This is a genomic window from Aeromonas sp. FDAARGOS 1404 (assembly GCF_019047085.1).
Classification (GTDB): domain Bacteria; phylum Pseudomonadota; class Gammaproteobacteria; order Enterobacterales; family Aeromonadaceae; genus Aeromonas; species Aeromonas veronii.
Map to the genome: position 1 here is coordinate 4,124,802 of NZ_CP077237.1, position 20,549 is coordinate 4,145,350.

Annotated in this window: 20 protein-coding genes; 9 read left to right on the top strand and 11 right to left on the bottom strand. The window is 57.5% G+C overall.

Annotation, left to right across the window (positions count from 1 at the left end):
• Positions 1 to 61: 61 nt before the first annotated feature.
• The 6 genes from I6L34_RS19230 (at position 62) to maiA (ending at position 5,702) form a co-directional block, all read left to right on the top strand.
• Positions 62 to 721 carry a TIGR01621 family pseudouridine synthase gene (locus I6L34_RS19230; protein ID WP_216955175.1) on the top strand — a complete coding sequence of 220 codons (660 nt, stop codon included), beginning with the start codon at positions 62 to 64 and terminating at the stop codon, positions 719 to 721.
• 26 nt (positions 722 to 747) lie between these two features.
• The gene (locus I6L34_RS19235; RefSeq protein WP_216955176.1) at positions 748 to 1,416 is read left to right on the top strand and encodes an HAD family hydrolase; all 669 of its coding nucleotides are present in this window, start codon (positions 748 to 750) and stop codon (positions 1,414 to 1,416) included.
• 224 nt (positions 1,417 to 1,640) lie between these two features.
• Positions 1,641 to 2,777 (top strand): 4-hydroxyphenylpyruvate dioxygenase, encoded by a 1,137-nt coding sequence (hppD, locus tag I6L34_RS19240; RefSeq protein ID WP_216955177.1) that lies wholly within the window; start codon positions 1,641 to 1,643, stop codon positions 2,775 to 2,777.
• Positions 2,770 to 3,921 (top strand): homogentisate 1,2-dioxygenase, encoded by a 1,152-nt coding sequence (locus I6L34_RS19245; protein ID WP_075112729.1) that lies wholly within the window; start codon positions 2,770 to 2,772, stop codon positions 3,919 to 3,921. The genes hppD and I6L34_RS19245 overlap by 8 nt, the downstream gene beginning before the upstream one ends.
• 10 nt (positions 3,922 to 3,931) lie before the next feature.
• Positions 3,932 to 4,927, top strand: coding sequence for a fumarylacetoacetate hydrolase family protein (locus tag I6L34_RS19250; protein ID WP_216955178.1), 996 nt, complete (start codon positions 3,932 to 3,934; stop codon positions 4,925 to 4,927).
• A gap of 139 nt (positions 4,928 to 5,066) precedes the next feature.
• Positions 5,067 to 5,702, top strand: a complete 636-nt coding sequence (gene maiA / locus I6L34_RS19255) for a maleylacetoacetate isomerase (protein WP_043819356.1) — start codon at positions 5,067 to 5,069, stop codon at positions 5,700 to 5,702.
• Between the two features lie 125 nt (positions 5,703 to 5,827).
• Here maiA and I6L34_RS19260 read toward each other — a convergent pair whose 3' ends face one another.
• Genes I6L34_RS19260 through I6L34_RS19270 form a run of 3 tightly spaced genes read right to left on the bottom strand, consistent with a single transcriptional unit; the run spans position 5,828 to position 8,799 of the window.
• Positions 5,828 to 7,360 carry a tripartite tricarboxylate transporter permease gene (locus I6L34_RS19260; protein WP_216955179.1) on the bottom strand — a complete coding sequence of 511 codons (1,533 nt, stop codon included), beginning with the start codon at positions 7,358 to 7,360 and terminating at the stop codon, positions 5,828 to 5,830.
• A 9-nt stretch (positions 7,361 to 7,369) separates the two neighbouring features.
• The gene (locus I6L34_RS19265) at positions 7,370 to 7,801 is read right to left on the bottom strand and encodes a tripartite tricarboxylate transporter TctB family protein (protein ID WP_216955180.1); all 432 of its coding nucleotides are present in this window, start codon (positions 7,799 to 7,801) and stop codon (positions 7,370 to 7,372) included.
• An 11-nt stretch (positions 7,802 to 7,812) separates the two neighbouring features.
• Positions 7,813 to 8,799, bottom strand: coding sequence for a tripartite tricarboxylate transporter substrate binding protein (locus I6L34_RS19270; protein WP_216955181.1), 987 nt, complete (start codon positions 8,797 to 8,799; stop codon positions 7,813 to 7,815).
• 221 nt (positions 8,800 to 9,020) lie between these two features.
• On the opposite strand from I6L34_RS19270, the gene tctD reads away from it, so the two are divergent.
• Both tctD and I6L34_RS19280 read left to right on the top strand, forming a co-directional pair.
• Complete coding sequence (gene tctD, locus I6L34_RS19275; protein ID WP_216956957.1) at positions 9,021 to 9,695, top strand: transcriptional regulator TctD; 675 nt, start codon at positions 9,021 to 9,023, stop codon at positions 9,693 to 9,695.
• A gap of 91 nt (positions 9,696 to 9,786) precedes the next feature.
• Positions 9,787 to 11,094: a sensor histidine kinase gene (locus I6L34_RS19280; protein ID WP_254202982.1), complete on the top strand. Its 1,308-nt coding sequence runs from the start codon at positions 9,787 to 9,789 to the stop codon at positions 11,092 to 11,094.
• 66 nt (positions 11,095 to 11,160) lie between these two features.
• On the opposite strand, the gene I6L34_RS19285 is transcribed toward I6L34_RS19280, so the two are convergent.
• From I6L34_RS19285 to I6L34_RS19305, 5 genes are all read right to left on the bottom strand, one after another.
• Positions 11,161 to 11,409, bottom strand: coding sequence for a GlsB/YeaQ/YmgE family stress response membrane protein (locus tag I6L34_RS19285; RefSeq protein ID WP_005359720.1), 249 nt, complete (start codon positions 11,407 to 11,409; stop codon positions 11,161 to 11,163).
• 247 nt (positions 11,410 to 11,656) lie between these two features.
• Positions 11,657 to 11,833: a DUF3606 domain-containing protein gene (locus tag I6L34_RS19290; protein ID WP_021229425.1), complete on the bottom strand. Its 177-nt coding sequence runs from the start codon at positions 11,831 to 11,833 to the stop codon at positions 11,657 to 11,659.
• 255 nt (positions 11,834 to 12,088) lie between these two features.
• On the bottom strand, positions 12,089 to 12,820 hold the full coding sequence (lpxH, locus tag I6L34_RS19295; protein WP_139411876.1) for a UDP-2,3-diacylglucosamine diphosphatase: 732 nt from the start codon (positions 12,818 to 12,820) through the stop codon (positions 12,089 to 12,091).
• Positions 12,817 to 13,614, bottom strand: a complete 798-nt coding sequence (locus tag I6L34_RS19300) for a DUF4269 domain-containing protein (RefSeq protein ID WP_216955182.1) — start codon at positions 13,612 to 13,614, stop codon at positions 12,817 to 12,819. Before I6L34_RS19300 ends, lpxH begins: the two co-directional genes overlap by 4 nt.
• The gene (locus I6L34_RS19305; RefSeq protein ID WP_005337417.1) at positions 13,604 to 14,101 is read right to left on the bottom strand and encodes a peptidylprolyl isomerase; all 498 of its coding nucleotides are present in this window, start codon (positions 14,099 to 14,101) and stop codon (positions 13,604 to 13,606) included. Before I6L34_RS19305 ends, I6L34_RS19300 begins: the two co-directional genes overlap by 11 nt.
• Before the next feature lie 212 nt (positions 14,102 to 14,313).
• Between I6L34_RS19305 and cysS the strand changes: the two genes are divergently transcribed.
• On the top strand, positions 14,314 to 15,690 hold the full coding sequence (gene cysS, locus I6L34_RS19310; RefSeq protein ID WP_019445081.1) for a cysteine--tRNA ligase: 1,377 nt from the start codon (positions 14,314 to 14,316) through the stop codon (positions 15,688 to 15,690).
• Positions 15,691 to 15,889: 199 nt separating this feature from the next.
• On the opposite strand, the gene I6L34_RS19315 is transcribed toward cysS, so the two are convergent.
• The 3 genes from I6L34_RS19315 to I6L34_RS19325 all read right to left on the bottom strand — a co-directional run bounded on the left by I6L34_RS19315 (position 15,890) and on the right by I6L34_RS19325 (position 20,546).
• Positions 15,890 to 17,662: an ATP-binding protein gene (locus I6L34_RS19315; RefSeq protein WP_254202898.1), complete on the bottom strand. Its 1,773-nt coding sequence runs from the start codon at positions 17,660 to 17,662 to the stop codon at positions 15,890 to 15,892.
• The gene (locus I6L34_RS19320; RefSeq protein WP_216955183.1) at positions 17,643 to 18,860 is read right to left on the bottom strand and encodes an SIR2 family protein; all 1,218 of its coding nucleotides are present in this window, start codon (positions 18,858 to 18,860) and stop codon (positions 17,643 to 17,645) included. The genes I6L34_RS19315 and I6L34_RS19320 overlap by 20 nt, the downstream gene beginning before the upstream one ends.
• 930 nt (positions 18,861 to 19,790) lie before the next feature.
• Positions 19,791 to 20,546 carry an ABC transporter substrate-binding protein gene (locus I6L34_RS19325; protein ID WP_216955184.1) on the bottom strand — a complete coding sequence of 252 codons (756 nt, stop codon included), beginning with the start codon at positions 20,544 to 20,546 and terminating at the stop codon, positions 19,791 to 19,793.
• Between the last annotated feature and the right edge of the window lie 3 nt (positions 20,547 to 20,549).

The following is a 20,549-nucleotide window of genomic DNA, read 5'->3' on the forward strand; positions in this document are numbered from 1 at the left end:
AGCACTCCCGAGCGCCGCCAGTCGTTGGCTGTGAGCCTTATTCCCCAGTTCCCGAGGTTTTATGTACCGGATATTGTTTGAGCATCCCGCTTTCCTGGTTATCGACAAGCAGCCCGGCATAGGCATGCACGACGAGAAGGGCGACGGGGAGTCGGTCAATCCGGGACTGGTCAATCGCGTGAAAGCCGATACCGGGCTCACCCTCTATCCGGTGCACCGGCTCGACAAGATGACCTCCGGGCTGGTGCTGCTGGCCCGCACCACAGAGGCGAACCGTGAGCTGAGCATGGCTTTTGCGGCCCGTGAGGTGAGCAAGCAGTATCTGGCGCTCTCCGATCGTAAACCGAAGAAGAAGCAGGGTTGGGTGAAAGGGGATATGCAAAAGGGGCGTGGCGGCAGCTGGCTGCTGGCGCGCACGCTGGATAATCCTGCCATCAGCTGGTTCGATTCGGTGTCGGTGCGCGAAGGGCTGCGGCTCTATCGCGTCAAGCCCCAGACCGGCAAAACCCACCAGATCCGGGTTGCCCTCAAAAGTATCGGTGCCCCCATTCTCGGGGATGAGCGCTATGGCGGTACGCCAGCCGATCGCGGCTATCTGCACGCCTGGCGATTGAGTTTTAAGCTGGCGGGCGAGCCGTTCGATTTTGTCTGCCCGCCCGATGTGGGGAGTGAATTTGTCACCCCCGAGCTCATGGCCGCCATCGCAGCCCTTGCGCCCTGATGCTGATGCGCCCAGCACCTGACACCATGATTCATTCAGCGAAAGAGCGTGATCCTGACGGACGTGCGCCGCGCTGGATCCTGGCCGACTTTGACGACACCCTGGCCCCCGGCGACAGCCACGCCGGTCTGCTGCGCTATATCCTGCGCCGACGGATCTGGCCGTTGTTGCTGTTGCCAGTAATCGCGCTCGGTGGTTTGGTCTATTTGCTGCCCAGCCAGCGGCGGCGCGGTATCTCCCTGATCTGGTGGGCCATCACGCTTTGGCTCTCTCCCCTCGGCTGGCGCAAGCTGGTGCGTGCCTATTGCCGCACCAGGCCGGGGCTGTATCGTCAGGCTCGCGAATTGCTGCAAAGCGAGGGGGCGCGCTGCTGGGTGATCTCCGCCAGTCCCTGCGCACTGGTGCGAGCCCAGCTCTATCAGCAACTGCCCGGCCAGTTGCCCCACCGGATCATTGGCTCGCAGATGCACTACCGTTTTGGCGGCCTGATGCCGCGCTTCTATTGCCACGGCCAGCACAAGCTGCTGCCGGAGATTTGCGCCCTCAATGCCGAGCTGGCCTTGAGCGACAGCCTGCACGATCTGCCACTGCTGGGGTTGGGGAAAGAGGCGTGGCTGATCAATTCGACGCCTGTGCGACTGCAAAAGGCCCGGGCCTGCTTGCCCCATCTGATGGTTAAAAACTGGCAACTGTAAGGCAAAGCTGACAGCCCTGCGGGTCATTACCGTTTGATCCGCAAGGCTGCGGCTTGAATGTCACAATCCATTTACATTCTTTGCTGCCAGCTGCGAAAAACTATCTGCATCTCGCCTCTTCTCTTCCTGCTACGCCCTGCTTCTAATGAAACAAGTTGTTAACACTTGCCGCGCCGCTGGGTGCCGCAATCCGTTTTAACCGAATCAAGAGCAAGGAGCGCCCGATGAATGCCACCTCTTCCGCCACCCATACCATCAATCCGTTAGGCACAGACGGTTTCGAGTTTGTCGAGTACACGGCCCCCGATGCCAAGGGGATTGCCGCCCTCAAGAGCCTGTTTGTTTCGCTCGGGTTTGCCGAGGTCGCCAAGCACAAACACAAGCAGTGCTGGCTCTACCGGCAGGGGGATATCAACTTTGTGGTCAATGCCGAGCCTCACTCCCAGGCGGAGCAGTTTGCCAGCCTGCACGGGCCGAGCGTTTGCGGCATGGCATTTCGAGTGAGCGATGCGGGCAAGGCCCAGCAGTTCGCCATAGCCAAGGGGGCCAAGCCCTTTGTCGGCAAGATTGGCCCCATGGAGCTCAATATTCCCGCCATCTACGGTATCGGCGAGAGTACTCTCTCCTTTGTCGACCGTTATGGCGACAAGGGCTCCATCTATGACGTGGATTTTGTCTTCTACCCCGACTGGCAGTCCCGGATGGCAGAGGTAGATGCCGGTCTTATGGAGATCGATCACCTGACCCACAACGTCCATCGCGGCAATATGGATGTCTGGTCCAACTTCTATGAGCGGATCGGCAACTTCCGCGAAATTCGCTACTTCGATATCGAGGGCAAGCTGACCGGGCTGCATTCACGCGCCATGACCGCTCCCTGCGGCAAGATCCGCATCCCCATCAACGAGTCGGCGGATGACAAGTCCCAGATTGAGGAGTACCTGCGTCAGTACAAGGGGGAGGGGATCCAGCACATCGCCATGGCCTCCAGCGATATCTACCACACCATCCGCACCCTGCGCAGCCGCGGTACCGGTTTTATGCCAACCCCGGATACCTACTACGAGAAGGTGAACAACCGGGTCGAGGGGCATCAGGAGGATCTGGCGGCCCTCAAAGAGCTGCGCATCCTCATCGACGGCTCCCCCACCAAGGACGGCATCCTGCTGCAGATCTTTACCGATACCGTGATTGGCCCGGTTTTCTTCGAGATCATCCAGCGCAAGGGCAACGAAGGGTTTGGCGAGGGCAATTTCAAGGCGCTGTTTGAATCGATCGAGCTGGACCAGATCCGCCGCGGCGTGCTGGATGGCACCGAGGATGAGAAGGGTGCCCGCAAAGAGGGAGCGAGCGATGCGTAACTGGATTAACTTCCCCCATCGGGAGGGGACCCACTCCCGACAGGCCCATGCAGATCTGCCCGAACAGGCCATCTATGAGCGCGAGCTGGGGCGCAGCGGCTTTTTCGGCCCCGCCACCCACATGCACCACAAGCATGCCCCTACCGACTGGAGCAGTTGGGAGGGGCCGCTGCGGCCACGGTTGTTTGACCTTAATGCCCTGCAAGAGGAGGTGAGTTCCCTCTCCCCTTGGGTGGCTCCCGACATTCTCAGCAACCCCCACTGCCGCTATCGCATCTGGCGGCTCTCCGAGGCGATGCCGTTTCTGGTGCGCAACGCCGACGGTGACGAGCTGCTCTTTATCCACGAGGGGGGCGGCGAGTTCTTCTGCGACTACGGCCACCTTACTCTGCGCGATGGCGACTACGTGGTGATCCCCCGCGGCACCATGTGGCGCATCGAGCCGACGGCGCCCCTGTTCATCCTGATGATCGAGGCGACCAACGACAGCTACCAGCTGCCGGATAAGGGGCTGGTGGGCAATCACGCCATCTTCGACCCGGCGGCGCTCGATGTGCCCGCCATCAACGAGCGCTTTTTGGCCCAGCAGGATGAGAATCCCTGGTCGCTGCAGGTGAAGCGCCACGATCAGGTGTCGGTCATCACCTGGCCGTTCAACCCGCTGGATGCACAAGGGTGGCACGGGGATTTGTGCGTGGTGCGCCTAAACTGGCGGGATATCCGCCCGCTGATGAGCCATCGCTACCATCTGCCGCCGTCGGCTCATTCGACCTTTGTGGCGAGCCGCTTCGTGATCTGTACCTTCGTGCCGCGCCCCATCGAGAGCGACCCTGGTGCCCTCAAGGTGCCCTTCTACCACAGCAATGACGATTATGACGAAGTGCTCTTTTACCACGCCGGGGACTTCTTTAGTCGCGACAATATCGAGCGGGGCATGGTCACCTTCCACCCTGCCGGTTTCACCCACGGCCCCCATCCCAAGGCGTTTGCGGCAGGGCAGGCCTATGCCAAGAAATTCACCGACGAGGTGGCGGTGATGCTCGATACCCGCGATGCGCTGAACGTCGGCAGTCTGTGCGAAGGGATCGAGAACACCCGGTATGTCTCCAGCTGGCAGCGCCCGGACGCGGCTGCCGGCAAATAAGGAATCGTTTATGAAATTGGCAACATTGAACAATGGCAAGCGCGATGGCGCTTTGGTGGTGGTGAGCCAGGATCTGACCCGTGCGGTGCGGGTGAGCGAGATTGCCCCGACTTTGCAGGCCGCCCTCGACGAGTGGGCCGAGGTTGCCCCCAGGCTTGAGGCTGTCTATCAGCAGCTTAACGAGGGCCGCGTGGCCGAGGCGTTCCTCTTTGACGAAGCGTCTTGCCTCTCTCCGCTGCCGCGCGCCTATCAGTGGGCCGATGGCAGCGCCTACGTCAACCATGTGGAGCTGGTGCGCAAGGCGCGCGGCGCCGAGATGCCCGAGAGCTTCTGGCACGATCCGCTGATGTATCAGGGGGGCTCCGACAGCTTTTTGGCTCCCCGTGGGCCGATTGTGATGGGTTCGGAAGAGTGGGGGATCGATTTCGAGTCGGAGGTAGCCATCATCACCGACGATGTGCCGATGGGGGTGAGCCCGCAGGGGGCCGCCAGCCACGTCAAGCTGCTGATGCTGGTCAATGACGTGAGCCTGCGCAACCTCATTCCGGGGGAGCTTGCCAAGGGCTTTGGTTTCTTCCAATCCAAACCGTCTAGCGCCTTCTCGCCGGTGGCCATCACCCCGGACGAGCTCGGCGATGACTGGCGCGATGGCAAAGTCCATCTGCCGCTTCTGACTCACCTCAACGGTGCGCTGTTCGGTGCGCCCGAAGCCGGGGTGGACATGACCTTCAACTTCTTCGAACTGATTGCCCATGCCGCCAAGACCCGTCCCCTTGGCGCTGGCTGCATCATCGGCTCGGGCACTGTCTCCAACTACGATCGCAGCGCCGGTTCATCCTGCATCGCCGAGCGCCGCATGCTGGAAATTCTTGATTGTGATCAAGCTATAACCCCCTATTTGCAGTTTGGTGATAGAGTGTCGATCGCGATGGAGGATCGCTCTGGCCAAAACCTGTTTGGCACCATCTCTCAACAGGTGGTGCCAGCGAGCGGTCAGGGAGGTTGATGACCAGCGCCGGTTGGCGGCAAGGATATTCGGGATATGTCCGGATCACGACGAGTGCTCAACCGGTGCCGGATACACACGGAGGCAGGTGGCGAGCACCTGCCGGGCTTCAGGCCCAGATAAGATGCAGGGACAGATTATGTTGCAGTTGTTTGGCTATTGGCGTTCGTCGGCAAGTTTTCGGGTGCGGATCGTGTTGCAGCTCAAGGGGCTCGCCTACGAGCAGCATCCCATCAATTTGCGGCAAGGCGAGCAGAGCGAGAAGGCCTATCGCCGGATCAACCCCCAAGGGCTGGTGCCGTTTCTGGTGGATGGCGATGTGCAGATCGGTCAGTCGGTCGCCATCATGGAGTACCTTGACGAGACCTATCCAGCCTACTCCCTGATGCCCTCTTCCCCCGACGCGCGGGCCCGAGTGCGCCAGATCGTCAACATGATCGCCTGCGATATTCACCCGCTCAACAATCTGCGGGTGCTCAACTATCTGGAAGAGCACTTCAGGGCTAACAACGAGCAGGAGGCTCGCTGGTATCGCCACTGGATTGACGAGACCTTCACCGCCCTCGAACAGCTGTTGATGACCACCGCCGGTGTCTACTGCGTCGGCAACGAAGTGACCCTGGCCGACTGCATGCTGGTGCCCCAGGTCTACAACGCCCGCCGCTACGACATGACCCTTGACGATTACCCCACCATCCGCCGCATCGTCGCCAACTGTGAACAGTTGCAAGCCTTTATCAAGGCAGCCCCCGTCAACCAGCCGGATGCGCAGTGACCTATTGACTTGAATCGCGGGATGGCATCAACACGCCATTCATAAACAAGGGCCCCACTGTGTGGGGCCCTTGTTCGTTAACGGCACTCCAGTTTGCTGGCGCGCCTCTTTCTGTTCAGAGGGGATCAGGCTCCCTGCTCCGGGCGGGCGTCCGGGATCTGCGGATCGGCTTTGCGGCGGCGCAGCAGGCGCACCAGCGGGGGTAGGGCGATCACCACGATCGCCAGCACCAGCAGGGTCTGGCTGATGCTGCTGCTCCACAGGATGGCGGTATCGCCATTGCTGATGGAGAGGGCGCGGCGCAGGTTCTGCTCCAGCATTTCACCCAGCACGAAGCCCAGAATGAGCGGTGACATGGGGAAGTGCATCTTGCGCAGCAGGTAGCCAAAGACCCCTAGGCCAACCATCAGCAGCAGGTCGAAGGTGGTGCTGTGCACCGCATAGACTCCCACCGCCGAGACGCTGGCGATGGCGGGCACCAGAAACCAGAGCGGGATGGAGAGCATGCGGGTGAAAATGCCCACCATGGGGATGTTCATCACCAGCAGCATGACGTTGGCCAGCAAGAGGGCGGCGATCAACCCCCACACCACATCGGGCTGTTCGGTGAACATGGTGGGGCCCGGGGTGATGTTGTAAAGGGTCAGCGCCCCCATCATGACCGCCGTGGTGCCCGACCCCGGCACCCCCAGGGTCAGCATGGGGATAAAGGAGCCACAGGCGGAGGCATTGTTGGCCGCCTCTGGCGCGGCCACACCGCGAATATCCCCTTCGCCGAATTTGGCATTGGGCCCCGCCAGCCGTTTCTCGCTCATGTAGGTGATGGCGCTGGCGATGGTGGCACCGGCGCCGGGCAGAATGCCGACGAAGAAGCCGATGGTGGAGGATCGCAGCATGGTGCCGGTGCAATAGACCAGCTCCTTGAAGTTGAACAGCATCCGCCCGGTGGTGCGCACCAGCTTGCCGCCACTGCTGGTGTGCTCCAGCATCAGCAGGATCTCGCTCACCGAGAAGAGACCAATCACCACCACGATAAACTGCACCCCGTCCGAGAGGTGGACGCTGTCGAAGGTGAAGCGATAGATGCCGGTGTTGGCATCCACCCCGACGGTGGCGAGCCCGAGCCCAATCAGCGCCGCCATAAAGGATTTGAGCGGGTTCTGGCTCATCATGCTGCCAAGGCAAGCGATGGCGAACACCATCAGGGCGAAATACTCTGCCGGGCCGAAGGCCAGTGACCAGCGCGCCAGCGCCGGAGCGAACAGGATAATCCCGCCGATGGCGAGCATGGAGCCGACAAAGGAGCTGACCGCCGAGATGGAGAGGGCCACGCCCGCCTTGCCCTGCTGGGCCATGGGGTAGCCATCCAGCGCGGTCATGATGGCAGCGGCATCTCCCGGTACGTTGAGCAGGATCGAGGAGATCCGCCCGCCATACTCGCAACCGATATAGACGGTGGCGAGCAGAATGAGCGCCGATTCGGGAGGCAGTTTCAGGGCAAAGGCCAGCGGCAACAGGATGGCGACGCCGTTGATGGGGCCAAGACCCGGCAGCAGACCGACCACGGTGCCGACAAAGCAGCCGATGAGGGCAATCACCAGATTCTCCGGGGTGAGTGCCACCGCAAAGCCCTGGGAGAGGTACATCCAGGTATCCATATTGACTCCTTAAGAGAACCAGATGCCGAGGGGCAGGGTGACATCCAGCAGCCTGTCAAAGGCGAAATAGAGCACCAGCCCGCCGACGATGCCGGAGAGCAGGGCGGCTTTGGCCGAGGCGCCAAACAGGCGCCCCAGCACAAAGGTGAGCAGGGCGGTAGCCAGCGGAAAGCCCAGCCACTCGAAGCTGGCGCCGTAACCGGCCAGCGCTGCCACCATGATGGCGAGGTGGCGCAGGGTACGCAGCGGCGGCCAGCTGACGGTGTCCGGCTGGCGGCGCAGCAGGAGCAGGGCACAGAGTGCCATCAGACCGAGGATCCCGAGCGGAAAGGGGCGTGGCCCCAGCGGCTCATAGCTGTATTCGCTCTGGTACTGCCAGGCGAGGGAGGCCCCCGCCAGACAGAGCAGCAGCCAGATGGCGGCAAAGATGCGATCGCTCATGGCTGCGGCTCCTATTTGGCCAGACCGAAGGCCTTGGCCTGCTCGCGATATTGCGCCACCTGGGTCTTGACGTAGCTGTCGAGGGCATCCCCGGTCAGGTCAAACTCGAACAGGCCGCGCAGATCCCGCTGCGCCTTGAAGGTGTCGGTCTTCACCAGCTGATCGAAAGTCTGCTTCCACCACTGGTATTCGCTGTCGCTCACCTTGGGGCCGACATAGAAGCCGCGGATCACCGGCCACTCCAGATCATAACCCTGCTCTTTGGCGGTAGGAATGGTGGCCAGCTTGCCGGGCAGCCGCTCTTTGGCGAACACCGCCAGCACCCGCAGCTTGTCGCCACCGATATAGGGCACCATCTCGCTCAGATCGCCGGAGACTGCCTGCACATGGTTGCCCAGCAGTGCAGTGACCGGCTCGCCGCCCCCTTCAAAGGCGACGTAGCGCATCTTGTGGGGGTCAACTCCGGCCTGTTTGGCCAGCAGCGCCGTCTTCATCCAGTCCTGACTGCCGATGGAGGCTCCCGCCCCGATGACCACGCTGTTGGGGTCGTTTGCCATGGCATTTACCAGATCCTTGAGGTTCTGATAGGGGGCATCATGGCGCACCGCGATCATGCCGTAGTCGGTACCCACCGCCGCCAGCCAGCGCACATCATCCACCCCGTAACGGCCAAATTTCCCCTGGGAGAGGTTGAGCAGGGATCCACCGGAGAAGGCGACCACAGTCCCCGCTTCGGCAGGGCGCTGCGCCACGATGGCGTTGTAGGCCACGGCGCCGACCCCGCCCGGCATATAGGTGACCCGCATCGGTTTGTCGATGGTGCCGGTCTCCTGCAGGCTCACCTGCAGCAACTTGCAGGTGAGATCGAAACCACCACCCGGTTTGGCCGGTGCGATGCATTCGGTACGGCTCGGGGCGGTGACACTCTCGGCCGCCTGCAGCGGCAGGGCGCCGAGCAGGGTCAGCAGGGCGAGGGCATGACGTGTGCATTGCTTCATGGTTGTGTGCTCCATCTTGTCGTTGTTTTTTCTCGGTGTGACTCCGTCGATGGACGAAGTGATGCGAAATTGTTAAAACAACAACCTTTCATTCACCTTTCAATCGCTGACCAATTGGCGGGAGTGTGACCGTGATCGCACCTTGTTCCACTCAGGCAAAGTGAATGGATGCAGTTGCAGCACTGTGGTTGCACGCCGTCGTTAAGAACAAGGGGATAGGGATGCGCTTGCTGTTGGCAGAAGACAATCACGAACTGGCCCACTGGTTGTCGCGGGCGCTCACCAGCGCCGGTTTCGCAGTGGATTGGGTGGCTGACGGCGCCCGGGCCGATCACCTGCTGCGCCACGAAGAATACGCGCTGGCGGTGCTCGATATCGAGATGCCCAAGCTCGACGGGCTGGCGGTACTCGGCCGGTTGCGCAGTCGGGGGCAGGGGTTGCCGGTGCTGCTGCTTACCGCCCGCGGCGCGGTGGAGGAGCGGATCTGCGGCCTCAATGCCGGTGCCGATGACTATCTGGCCAAGCCGTTTGATCTGGGGGAGCTGGATGCCCGGCTGCGGGCCCTGCTGCGGCGCAGCGAAAGCGGTGGTGCCGAGCTGCGGCTGGGGCGCCTGACCCTGCACCCCGACGGCTATTTTCTGCTGGCCGATACCCGGCTGGCCCTGACTCCGCGCGAACAGGCGCTGCTGACGGCGCTGATGTACCGCCACGGGCGCCCCGTCGCCAAGGGGCAGCTGTTCGAGCAGGTGTTCAACCTCGATGACGAGGCGGGGCTCGACAGCATCGATCTCTATATCCACCGGCTGCGCAAAAAGCTGGTGGGCAGCGGAGTGGTGATCACCACCCTGCGCGGGCTGGGCTATCTGCTGGAAGCGGCGCCGGAGGCCTCCCATTAGTCGCTCCCTGCTCAATCAGCTGCTGCTGTTTCTGGGCGGCCCCCTGCTGATCCTCTGGGCCGCCTCGGCCTGGTACAGCTACTACGGCGCGCTGGCGGCGGCCACCTCGGCCTATGATCGCACCCTGCTCGCCTCGGCCCGCACCGTCGCCGAGCGGCTGACGGCAAGCGATGGCATCCTCAAGGTGGATGTGCCCTATGTGGTGCTCGACAGCTTCGAGCGCAACATGCGCGATCGCCTCTTCTATCAGGTGCGCGGCATCGACGATGGGGTCATCTCCGGTTTTGACGATCTGCCCCCCATGCCGGTTGGCACGCCCCTGACCGACCGCTATCCGGCACTCGCCTACTTCTACGACGGCCTCTATCAGGAGGCGCCAATTCGCGCCGTGATGCTGCTGCAACCGGTGGGCGAGGGGGGCGTCACCGGCATGGCCCGCATCACGGTGGCGGAAACCCTGCTCGGCCGCCAGCAACTGGCACAGCAGTTGCTCTGGTCGGCAGTGCTGACCCAGGGGGCGCTGGTGGTGCTCACCCTGCTGCTTGCTTATCTGTTGCTCAAGCGGCTGCTCACCCCGATGCGCCGTTTGTCGTGGGAGATCCTGCGCCGCGATGCCGCCACGCTCGCCCCCTTGCCGGATCTGCTTCCCTGGCAGGAGACCCGGCCGCTGGTGCAGGCGTTCAACCGCCAGCTGACCCGATTGCGCCAGCTGGTGGCCCGGCAGGAGCGCTTTAGCGCCGATGCCGCCCACCAGCTGCGCACCCCGCTCACCATTCTGAAAACCCAGGTTGAGGTGGCGCGCGGCAGTGGCGATCCGGCCCTGATGAGCGAAAGTCTCGATGCCATGGCCGTGCGGCTCGATCACACCATCGCCCTGACCGAGCGGCTCCTGCTGCTGGCTCGGCTCAAATCGGACGAGTGTTCCGGGCTGCGCCAGCGTGAGCCCATCGAGTTGACGGCGCTGGTGCAGCAGGCCTGTCTGTCACGGTTGGCGCAGGCGCGCAGCAAGGGGATCGATCTCGGTTACGAGGGGGAGGAGTCCGCCATCATGGTGGCGGGGGAGCCGCTGCTGCTCGGGGAGCTGTGTGCCAACCTGCTCGACAACGCCATCAAATACACCCCGCCCCACGGCACGGTGACGGCGCGGGTGGTGCGAAGCAAAGGGCAGATCTGGCTGGAGGTAGAGGATAGCGGCCCCGGCATTGCCCCCGAGCTGGCAGAGCGGGTCTGGCAGCCGTTTCAGCGCCTCGAGCAGGGCAGCGAACAGCCGGGAGCAGGGCTTGGTCTGGCGCTGGTGCGCGATATCGCCCACTACCACCACGGCGAAGTTGTGTTGCTGCCAGCGACCCAGCTGGGGGGCTTGCTGGTGAGGCTGATCTTGCCGCTGGCAATATCGTGAGGGCGATAAAAAAAGAGAGGGCACCTCGCGGTGCCCTGTTTATCTACACATAGATGGCGTTGGGGGTCAGCTGCGGATCTTGTTGAAGACAAACAGGACGATAAGGGCGCCCACGGTCGCCAGCGCGATGCTCGGGATATTGAAACCGGTCACCGAGCCCAGCCCCAGCAGGGTACCCACATAGCCGCCAACCATGGCGCCGACAATCCCCAGCAGGGCAGTCATAAAGAAGCCACCGCCGTCGCGACCCGGCATGATCCACTTCGCCAGAATACCCACCAACAGTCCCAATACGATCCAGGTGATAAAGCCCATGGATTAATCCTCTCTGTGTGTTTGAGCCCGCATTATAGGCAGGGATACCGGGATGCGAAGGGCCGGATGGCGCTGGCCGGTCACAAGCTGTCGGACGGCGGCCGGCGCTGGTCTGGCTGCACAGTCCGGTTATGAGCGGTTGAATGGCGGTATGTGCGCCGCCAAACAGGGACGGGGATGGCTCACGTAAAGGCCAAGATGAGAAAAGCCCCGCAAGCGGGGCCGGGTTTGTGACGGGGTTGTGCCCTCACTTTTTGAGGTGTTTTCGGATCGCCTTGCCTGAGGTGCCGACTGCCTTGACTGCCCGCTTCAGCTGGACTTCGGTGCACTCGAACATTTTGACCCACTGCTTCATCTCATAGGGATCGTTGACATTGATCTTCTTGGCATCGAACGGGTGAGCGACCGCATTGCTGTCAGGCATACAAACCTCAACTTGTTGAAATAGCTGGCGAGAAAGACGTTTCTGCCTGAGCGCCATCATCCTCTCAATTGGCAAGGGGCAAGGTGACGGGGTTCACACAACCCGGGGACTGAAGGAGGAGTGCAGGTTTGCTTTGCTGATCTGTGAGCGATCACCACTTATTCGCTCGCGCCTGATGGGCAGTGAACCGGATGGCGCGAACGATGGGGAGTGATGGGGGGCCGGCGCTTGGTGGTCAACCGGACTGGCGGGCTATCAAGCCTCTGCCAGCGCCCGCATTTCCAGCCGCTGCTCGCCGGGGCGGCAGACCAGCACCGAGCCTTGCTCGAACCAGTCTCCCAGCACGATGCGGCGGGCGGGGTGGCCATCGAGGGTGAAGTCGTGGATGGCGGGTCTGTGGGTGTGGCCGTGGATCATCATCCGGCAGTCGTGGGCGCGCAGGGTGTCGTCCACCGCCGCGGGCGTCACATCCATGATGATCTGGCTCTTGTGGGCATTTTCCATCTGGCTTTGGCCGCGCATCTTGCAAGCGATGGCCTGACGGCGGGCGAGCGGCAGTCGCAAAAAGAGCCAGCGCAGCCACTTGAGCTGGGTGATGCGGCGAAACTTCTGATACCCCTCATCCAGGGTGCAGAGCAGATCGCCGTGGCTCAGCACTACCCGCTCCCCATAGAGGTCGATCACGCAAGGGTCACCCAGCAATGTCATCCCCGCGCGCTTGGCAAACTGCTGGCCCAGCAGAAAGTCGCGGTTGCCATGGATAAAGTAGATGGGCACGTTCTGCTGGCTCAGGGCCAAGAAGGCGTCGGCCATCTGTTGATGAAGCGGATTGGGGTCATCATCGCCAATCCAGAATTCGAAGAGATCCCCCAGCACATAGAGGGCATCGGCGCCGGGGGCGTCGTGCTCGAGAAAGCGCACCAATGCCGCGGTCATATCGGGCCGCTGGGCAGAGAGGTGAATGTCACTGATAAAGAGGGTGCTCATGATGTGGGGGTCGGGCTCTCGGTCGAAACAGGGCAAACAGGGGTGGCAGAGGTAGTAGAAACAACAGGGGACGAACAGTGCGCTGCGGGCGCCATCGCGCCAGTTGAGGTATGGATATCGTCACGGGATGGCGGCTGCCATGACAGCTCGGCCAGATTGCATCCCTCCAGCGTCAGCAGGGCGGCGTAAGGATCGCCCGCCAGACCCAGCAACCGACATATGGCTGCTTCCCCTTTTAATCCCTCTTCAAGGCGCAGGCGCAGCACTTCGAGATAGAAGTCATCGCCAAAGCGTTGTAGCAAAGCCGCCATCAGGGTGAGGTGGCGCCAGCCATTCAGCGTCTCGATGGGGGCGGGGGTGACATAGAGCTCCAGCGGCCAGCTGGCATCGCTTTGATCGCAACCGCTAACAGCACAGTGCTGGTCGAGGCAGGAAAAGGTACGCTCCAGCAGCCAGATATTGCCGCCCTTGTCGCTCGCCTGCCAACCTTGAGCCTCGAACGTTGTGGCAAACGCCGCAGGATCGGGATGCTGGCAGAGAATATCGAGATCGCTGCCCGGCCGATCGAGGCCGATGGCCAGCGTGCTCACCAGCGCCATATCGGCGCACTGCGCGGCCAGCTCATCCCACACACCGGCGGTGAGCAGGGCATGGGCCGAGCGCTGGCGCGGGTTGCCGTGGGCCAGATAGTCGAGGCGGCGCCAGTTCGGACTGGCTGTTGGGGAGGCAGATGGAAAAACTGCGGCCGGGGCCGCAGTTTTGTCAGTGCCGAGTCGGCAGAGATCAGTCAGCAAGGGTCACCTTGGTGATCACCACGTCTTCTACCGGCACGTCCTGGTGGATGCGGCCGTAGTTACCGGTCTTGACGCCCTTGATCTTGTTGACCACGTCCATACCGGCGGTCACTTCACCGAATACGCAGTAGCCAAAGCCCTGGGTGGTGGCGGATTTGAAGTCGAGGAAGTCGTTGTTGTTCACGTTGATGAAGAACTGGGCGCTGGCAGAGTGCGGCTCCATGGTGCGGGCCATGGCGATGGTGCCGATCTTGTTGGACAGACCGTTGGCCGCTTCGTTCTTGATGGGAGCGCGGGTGTCTTTCTCTTCAAAGCCCGGGGCATAGCCGCCGCCCTGGATCATGAAGCCGTCGATGACGCGGTGGAAAATGGTGTTGTCGTAGTGACCGTCACGGCAGTATTGCAGGAAGTTGGCCACGGTTTCCGGGGCTTTTTCAGCATTCAGGGTGAGGGTGATGTCGCCGTGATTGGTGTGCAGAGTGACCATGATATGTCCTTTCATTTGATGCGGGCGACGAAGTGCCCGCAGGTGTATGGCATAAAGTGGTGGCAATTCTAGCCCATCAGGGGCTGGCGGCATAGTCTCTCTGGCGCCGTAACCGTGCTGGCAGGCGGGATTGGCCCGCTTTTCTGCCTCGTTTTCTGCCCCTGAACGGGGTATTATGACCAACCATTTTACTCACAGGCAGTGGTTAGAAGATGCTGAAGATATACAACACACTCACTCGTCAAAAAGAAGAATTCAAACCTATCCACCCGGGCAAGGTGGGCATGTATGTGTGTGGTGTCACCATCTACGATCACTGTCATATCGGCCACGGCCGCACCTTCGTCGCCTTTGATGTGGTGGCTCGCTACCTGCGTTACGCCGGTTATGACCTCACCTACGTGCGCAACATCACCGACGTGGATGACAAGATCATCAAGCGCGCCGCTGAAACCCGCGTCACCTGCGACGAGCTGACCGAGCGTCTGATTGGCGACATGCACGCCGACTTCGACGCCCTCGGCATGGTGCGCCCGGATATCGAACCGCGCGCCACCCAGCACATCGAAGAGATCATCGAGCTGGTGCAATCCCTGCTGGAAAAAGAGCACGCCTACGTGGCGGATAACGGCGATGTGATGTTTATCGTCGAATCCTACGCCGACTACGGCAAGCTCTCCGGTCAGGATCTGGAGCAGCTGCAAGCCGGTGCCCGCGTCGACGTGGTCGATGCCAAGCGCAACCCGCTCGACTTCGTGCTGTGGAAGATGTCCAAGCCGGGCGAACCGACCTGGGAAAGCCCCTGGGGCCCGGGCCGTCCTGGCTGGCACATCGAGTGCTCCGCCATGAACTCCAAGCACCTTGGCAACCACTTCGACATCCACGGCGGCGGCTCCGATCTGCAGTTCCCGCACCACGAGAACGAGATCGCCCAGTCCTGCTGCGCCCACGGTGGCGACTACGTCAACACCTGGATGCACAGCGGCATGGTGATGGTGGATAAAGAGAAGATGTCCAAATCCCTTGGCAACTTCTTCACCATCCGCGATGTGCTGGCTCACTACGACGCCGAAACCGTCCGTTACTTCCTGATGTCTGGCCACTACCGCAGCCAGCTCAACTACTCGGAAGATAACCTCAAGCAAGCCCGCGCCGCGCTGGAACGGATGTACACCGCCCTGCGCGATCTGCCGGTGGCCGCTGCTGCCGGTGGCGACGAGCAGGTGGCTCGCTTCAAGGAGGCGATGGACGATGACTTCAACACCCCGGAAGCCTACTCCGCCCTGTTCGATCTGGTGCGCGAGATCAACCGCCAGAAGGGTGAAGACATGGCCGTTGCCGCCGCGCTGGGCGCCCGTCTGCGCGAACTGGGCGCCGTGCTCGGCATCCTGCAGCAAGACCCCGAGGCTTTCCTCAAGGGTGACGAAGCGGATGAAGAGGTTGCCGAAATCGAGCGCCTGATCGCCGAGCGCAATCAGGCCCGTGCCGACAAGAACTGGGCTGCTGCCGATGCCGCCCGCAACCGTCTCACCGAGATGGGTATCGTGCTGGAAGACAGCGCCGGCAAGACCAGCTGGCGCCGTGCCTAAGGCCGGTTGGCCTTGTTGGCGTCTGGTGCCAACAGGTTGAGCCAATAAAAAAACCGCAGCCCTAGGGCTGCGGTTTTTTATTGCCTGCTTGAAGGCTGGTAGCCATCTTTATTTTCTAACATCAATAGCCTTTTCAAAAATAAGCTACTCAATGACGATGTGTCTCATGTGACAACAACTAGATACATACCTTCAATATTTACCCCCACAGAGTTTCAATATCAATATCATCACTGTCGGGCCTACTACCCTCAGCCATCTCATTGAACTGAACAACCATTGGAATATCAAATGATGTTCCAGTAATAACAGCACATCCTTTTGCTAGGTTAGGTATCATCTGCCTTGATAAGTCGTCTAGTGAGCTAATAGTACTTTCAAGTAATTTAAGGTCTCGATCATTTACTAACCGATGGATAAAGAAGTTATGTAATTGAGACATGATCGTTGGTGATATATCTGCAGGTCTTTGACTTGATAGAGTCAAAAAGAAACCAAATTTACGACCTTCTTTAATTATCTCTTCAAATAACTCTAACCTGTAGTCTTTCCAACTTTCACTTTCACGATTGGACTGCGTTGAAAGGATATTATGTGCCTCATCTATAATCATGTGAAAGGTGTGTTTGGGAGGGCTTTGATTAATCACCTTTTGTTTATGTGAGCTATAATAATACTTGGCGAGCAACAGCGGCAATATCTTTTTAATCTCTTGGTTTGTTTTTCGAAGAGAGATTATTGATAATAGCTTGTTTGACGGCGGTGTATCACCAATGTCAAATACACGTTCAAGTGAGTTTAATGATGCTTCGACCCTTTTTAATAGAGGTTGAATATGATCAAATTGGACATAGCCACTGATGAGATCAGAAAGTAATTGAACATGAATCCTTAACTTTAATTCATTGAAAGATGATAATTGATTGATGTTGATAGCGTCAATGTGTTGCTTGCAAGTCAGAATATATGTTCTATCATTATATCCCCCATTAAAGAATTGTTGAGAATTTGGGAAATATAGTTTTTCATGACCACTATGCCATCCCATTTGTGCAGAGAGCCGTTTCAATTCGTGAGAGTCAACAAGTTTTGATATTTCTAATATTATATCTACAAACTCTTTTTTTTGCGCTGTACTGGTGAAGGCTTTATGTAATGTTGATTTAACGTAATTAGTCAGACTATCATGTTTTTCTTTGAATTTACTTCTCCCAGAAACTATACGTTTTAAGAATGGTTTTTGAGTATTTTCAGTTGCTTTGAAAAGAATGCCAAATAACTCTTCATCCCAAAAAACATCTCTCATTAATGGGAATTTATTTCCTTCAGTGCTGCCGGTGTCTAGTTGGTATACTGTTTTAAATTCTGAATCAGAAATAAGTTGGTTTCTAGTATACTCACCATTAAAATCAATTACGATGAAGTGACTAACTTCTTTGATATTATTTATCTTATTGTTAAATAGAGTTGTATAGATGTTGGTCAATGTATTGGACTTTCCACTGCCGGTATTGCCAAATACACCTATATGAGTATTGAAAAGCTTAGTCCAAGGAAGTGATATTGCTACTTCTTCTGTGAGAGTTTCACCAATAATGAACTTGTCATCTGGTTTACCAAAGAGAGATTTTACTTGATTGTCACTCATCAAGTACGCAGTATCCCGGATCATTGGTAAGTGCTTAATTCCCTCATGGAAAATGTCAAAATAAAAATACCCGATAGGCACTAATTCGACTTTACGAATGTAACAATTATTTACCTCATCCTTTACTCTTTCATCTAGATATTCACCTTGGACTCTAGCAACAATTTCCCTAAATCCTCGACGAATTAATATAAATTCTTGGATTGATACACCATTAAATTTCTCGCCGTTATAGAAAAGGGTTTCTTTATTTGATTCTTCGTAAAGTGCTATGATGATATTCGTGCCCCTAACTGAGATAACTTCACCTATAGCGATACTCATTTTTTCCACCTAGTACTGGTTCAGTTTCGTTGGGGAGGGGGACTTTGTCATGTTCTTCTTTTTGTGGGTGTAGAGTGAAAATCGAATTATTAAACGTTCTGAAATCTAACAAATCATTCTCAGAATAAATGAATTTTACATTTTGATAGCCATTAAACTTATCTTTCATCCACCGTAATTCTGACTCATTAAAGCATGAAATAAACACTGTCAGTGATGGATTGGACAAAGACCGTTGCACTAAAGTAAGAATATGTTCATCAGCAAAAGAGAAACCAAATGTAACAAGAACAGTATTTTCTCTCTCTAATTCATAGCTTAAATGGCGTAGGATTTGATAGTAGGCTTCTTCAAAAACAGTTTCATGGAATTTCCATTTCGTTGGATTGACAATAGGCATTTCATTATATTTTCTCCAAAACTCATCGATCCTTGAAAGTTTAAAATCGTCAGAAGAATAAAATTCTTCTATATCATTGTTAGTTTTGTTAGCATCATACAAAATTGCTTTAAATTGATCTATTATTTTGTCTTCAGCTTCATCAAATTGAATTATGTAGTTGCTCATACCATAATTTAGTTCAATTTCACCATCTCTGGCCCCTTTTTCCCAATGAACGGAGCCATGAGCATGTAGAACGTTTATCTGAGGAATAATTTGATCATATCGCCCAAATGCCCCTTTATTCACAACTCTGTTATTGAAGTTTTTCGTGTGAAAGATACGCTTTTGGAATCCACTACTTCCATCATTAACATAAAATGGAGATACACGCAGGGTTAGTAACTCTTCGCAGGCAGTTTCAATGCAATTATCATAGTTCGTGGTAAATATATTTGCCTTTTTTGCAGAGTCCCTCTGTCTATCTAAAACACGAATTAATGTGTTAATAAAAAGTTTATATTCGCGAATGACTGCTTCTTTTACTGGCGCTCTAGGGGGTGCCGGCACCCCTTTAGGCAATATACATGGCAGTCCAGGTTTTATACACTCTCGGTAGTACAACATAAATAGCAAACATTTCATTTCAGAATTACTTTCAAAAATCTTAGCTAATGTTTCAAATGTATGCTTTTTACCATCATCATCTTTAATTTCTAGAGCTAGGGTAGGTAAAAATCCGTGTGAGGCTCCAGCTCCAATCAAGAAATTTAAATTTTGTTCGTATATATCTTTTAGGTTGAATTGGTCAGGCATTTGAAAGTCCACATAAAATAGTCGGGGCTATAGGTTCGATTAGCGAAGTGTAATCGGACGTTCGAGAAATAAGGTGTTATTACGGTGAGCTACTCACTATCGGGTCTTCTATATACAACCGCTCCCGATAGGAATGTATACCGCTTTCTGTTGTACCCACCATGATTTTTCATCTATGTAACTATGGCGATGACTCCTGTTGCATAGGAGTGACAATCTGATCTCGCCATAGGGTGGTCGAGGGGGGGAGGTAATCCCTCTCCCGATCTTACCCTCAAATAGACAGAGGCCTGTTAACTGGCCTCGGGGCTGAAGGTACGGGGTTGCCCCCTGTTGTTCGCCGAGGTGAGCCCGACGCAGGAGGGCGAACAAGTGGGGGAGAAGACTTTTGGTGTTATTTGCTAAAGAGAGCGGGTCTTTCCAAAGTCACTCGCCAAGCCGCGCAGCGGCGGCGAAACCCCGTCGAGGACGGAGTCCTCGCGTCCTGCATGGCGAAGCCATGCCAATACCTTGTTGCAGGGCAAAGACGTTACCTACCCCCTCACCCTAGCCCTCTCCCGCAAGGGGAGAGGGGACGGTTACCGCGGACGATTACGCTTCGCTAATCGACCCTACGCTAAAGTCGCTACCGCCCCTGACTGTCGCTACCAGATTGCGCCGTTGACCATTGATCTCGGAAAAGGGGTCAACAGACGCCCGTCGCCATATTACGGAGCCAGAGTGGTCTTATCTATGGTTTTGATGAGCTAACTATCAGAAATGAGTGATTTTTTGCGCTGGCACAAACTTTTATTAATTAGCGATTAGTTGATGATTGTCGGGGCTTGGCAGTGGCAGGGCGGTGGGGTGACGCCGCGAGAGGCGTGCAAACGGTAAAAAGCGAAGGGGCCCGCGGTGGGCCCCTTGTTGTTGGTACTCGACGCCGCGCCGCTATTTGGCGGCGGGGGTTGGGAAGTATTTGCTGTGCAGCAGCGGGTATTCGCTGCTCGCCAGCACCTGGGTCAAGCCGGTCTGGAACTCCTTGACCAGCTCGTCGCTCACCGGATGGCTGAAGGCGAAGCAGAACTGCTCCGAGCTCAGCACCCACTGCTCCTTGAAGCGGGCGGGGTCGAGTTTTTGCTCGACGATCAGCTGCTCCATGGTGGTCTTGTTGGTGGAGACCAGATCGACCCGGCCTGAGGTGAGCATCTTGAGCGCCTGTGCCAGTCGGTTGGCGGCCATCAGTTTGGTCTCGTCAAAGCCGTTGTTGAGCAGCAGTTGCTCCCCCACATCGGCCCGCACCGCCCCGATATTGAACGTCTTGGCATCGTCGAGCTTGGTGATGGTGATATTGCGATCGGCCAGCCCCACCAGCACGATCTCGGCATACCCGATGGGGCAGGCCCACTTGAACAGGGGATCCCGCGCCTGGGTGCGGGCGGTGGAGAAGAGCACCGCATTGGGCTTTTGGGTCAGCAGGTAGTAACCACGCGCCCACGGCATGATGGTGATGGGCTGCGCCGGGGTATTGGTCTTTTTCCACACCAGTTGCAGCAGCTCGACCGCGAGGCCGGTGGGGGCGCCGCTGGTATCGGCGTAGTTGTAGGGTTTGTACTCTTCGGTGATGTAGTGCAGTTTGCCGAGCTCAGGACTCGCCTGTGCGAGGGTGGCCAGCAGCGCCCCGGCCAATCCAATCCATGGTTTCATTTT

What these genes read in the sequence shown, in the direction of transcription:
- I6L34_RS19260 (WP_216955179.1), bottom strand. Translation starts at nt 7,360, where the DNA reads ATGGATACCTGGATGTACCTCTCCCAGGGCTTTGCGGTGGCACTCACC.
- I6L34_RS19285 (WP_005359720.1), bottom strand. Translation starts at nt 11,409, where the DNA reads ATGGGCTTTATCACCTGGATCGTATTGGGACTGTTGGTGGGTATTCTG.
- maiA (WP_043819356.1), top strand. Translation starts at nt 5,067, where the DNA reads ATGTTGCAGTTGTTTGGCTATTGGCGTTCGTCGGCAAGTTTTCGGGTG.
- I6L34_RS19325 (WP_216955184.1), bottom strand. Translation starts at nt 20,546, where the DNA reads ATGAAACCATGGATTGGATTGGCCGGGGCGCTGCTGGCCACCCTCGCA.
- cysS (WP_019445081.1), top strand. Translation starts at nt 14,314, where the DNA reads ATGCTGAAGATATACAACACACTCACTCGTCAAAAAGAAGAATTCAAA.
- I6L34_RS19245 (WP_075112729.1), top strand. Translation starts at nt 2,770, where the DNA reads ATGCGTAACTGGATTAACTTCCCCCATCGGGAGGGGACCCACTCCCGA.
- I6L34_RS19250 (WP_216955178.1), top strand. Translation starts at nt 3,932, where the DNA reads ATGAAATTGGCAACATTGAACAATGGCAAGCGCGATGGCGCTTTGGTG.
- I6L34_RS19230 (WP_216955175.1), top strand. Translation starts at nt 62, where the DNA reads ATGTACCGGATATTGTTTGAGCATCCCGCTTTCCTGGTTATCGACAAG.
- I6L34_RS19315 (WP_254202898.1), bottom strand. Translation starts at nt 17,662, where the DNA reads ATGAGTATCGCTATAGGTGAAGTTATCTCAGTTAGGGGCACGAATATC.
- I6L34_RS19290 (WP_021229425.1), bottom strand. Translation starts at nt 11,833, where the DNA reads ATGCCTGACAGCAATGCGGTCGCTCACCCGTTCGATGCCAAGAAGATC.
- lpxH (WP_139411876.1), bottom strand. Translation starts at nt 12,820, where the DNA reads ATGAGCACCCTCTTTATCAGTGACATTCACCTCTCTGCCCAGCGGCCC.
- I6L34_RS19265 (WP_216955180.1), bottom strand. Translation starts at nt 7,801, where the DNA reads ATGAGCGATCGCATCTTTGCCGCCATCTGGCTGCTGCTCTGTCTGGCG.
- tctD (WP_216956957.1), top strand. Translation starts at nt 9,021, where the DNA reads ATGCGCTTGCTGTTGGCAGAAGACAATCACGAACTGGCCCACTGGTTG.
- I6L34_RS19235 (WP_216955176.1), top strand. Translation starts at nt 748, where the DNA reads ATGATTCATTCAGCGAAAGAGCGTGATCCTGACGGACGTGCGCCGCGC.
- I6L34_RS19305 (WP_005337417.1), bottom strand. Translation starts at nt 14,101, where the DNA reads ATGGTCACTCTGCACACCAATCACGGCGACATCACCCTCACCCTGAAT.
- I6L34_RS19270 (WP_216955181.1), bottom strand. Translation starts at nt 8,799, where the DNA reads ATGAAGCAATGCACACGTCATGCCCTCGCCCTGCTGACCCTGCTCGGC.
- I6L34_RS19320 (WP_216955183.1), bottom strand. Translation starts at nt 18,860, where the DNA reads ATGCCTGACCAATTCAACCTAAAAGATATATACGAACAAAATTTAAAT.
- hppD (WP_216955177.1), top strand. Translation starts at nt 1,641, where the DNA reads ATGAATGCCACCTCTTCCGCCACCCATACCATCAATCCGTTAGGCACA.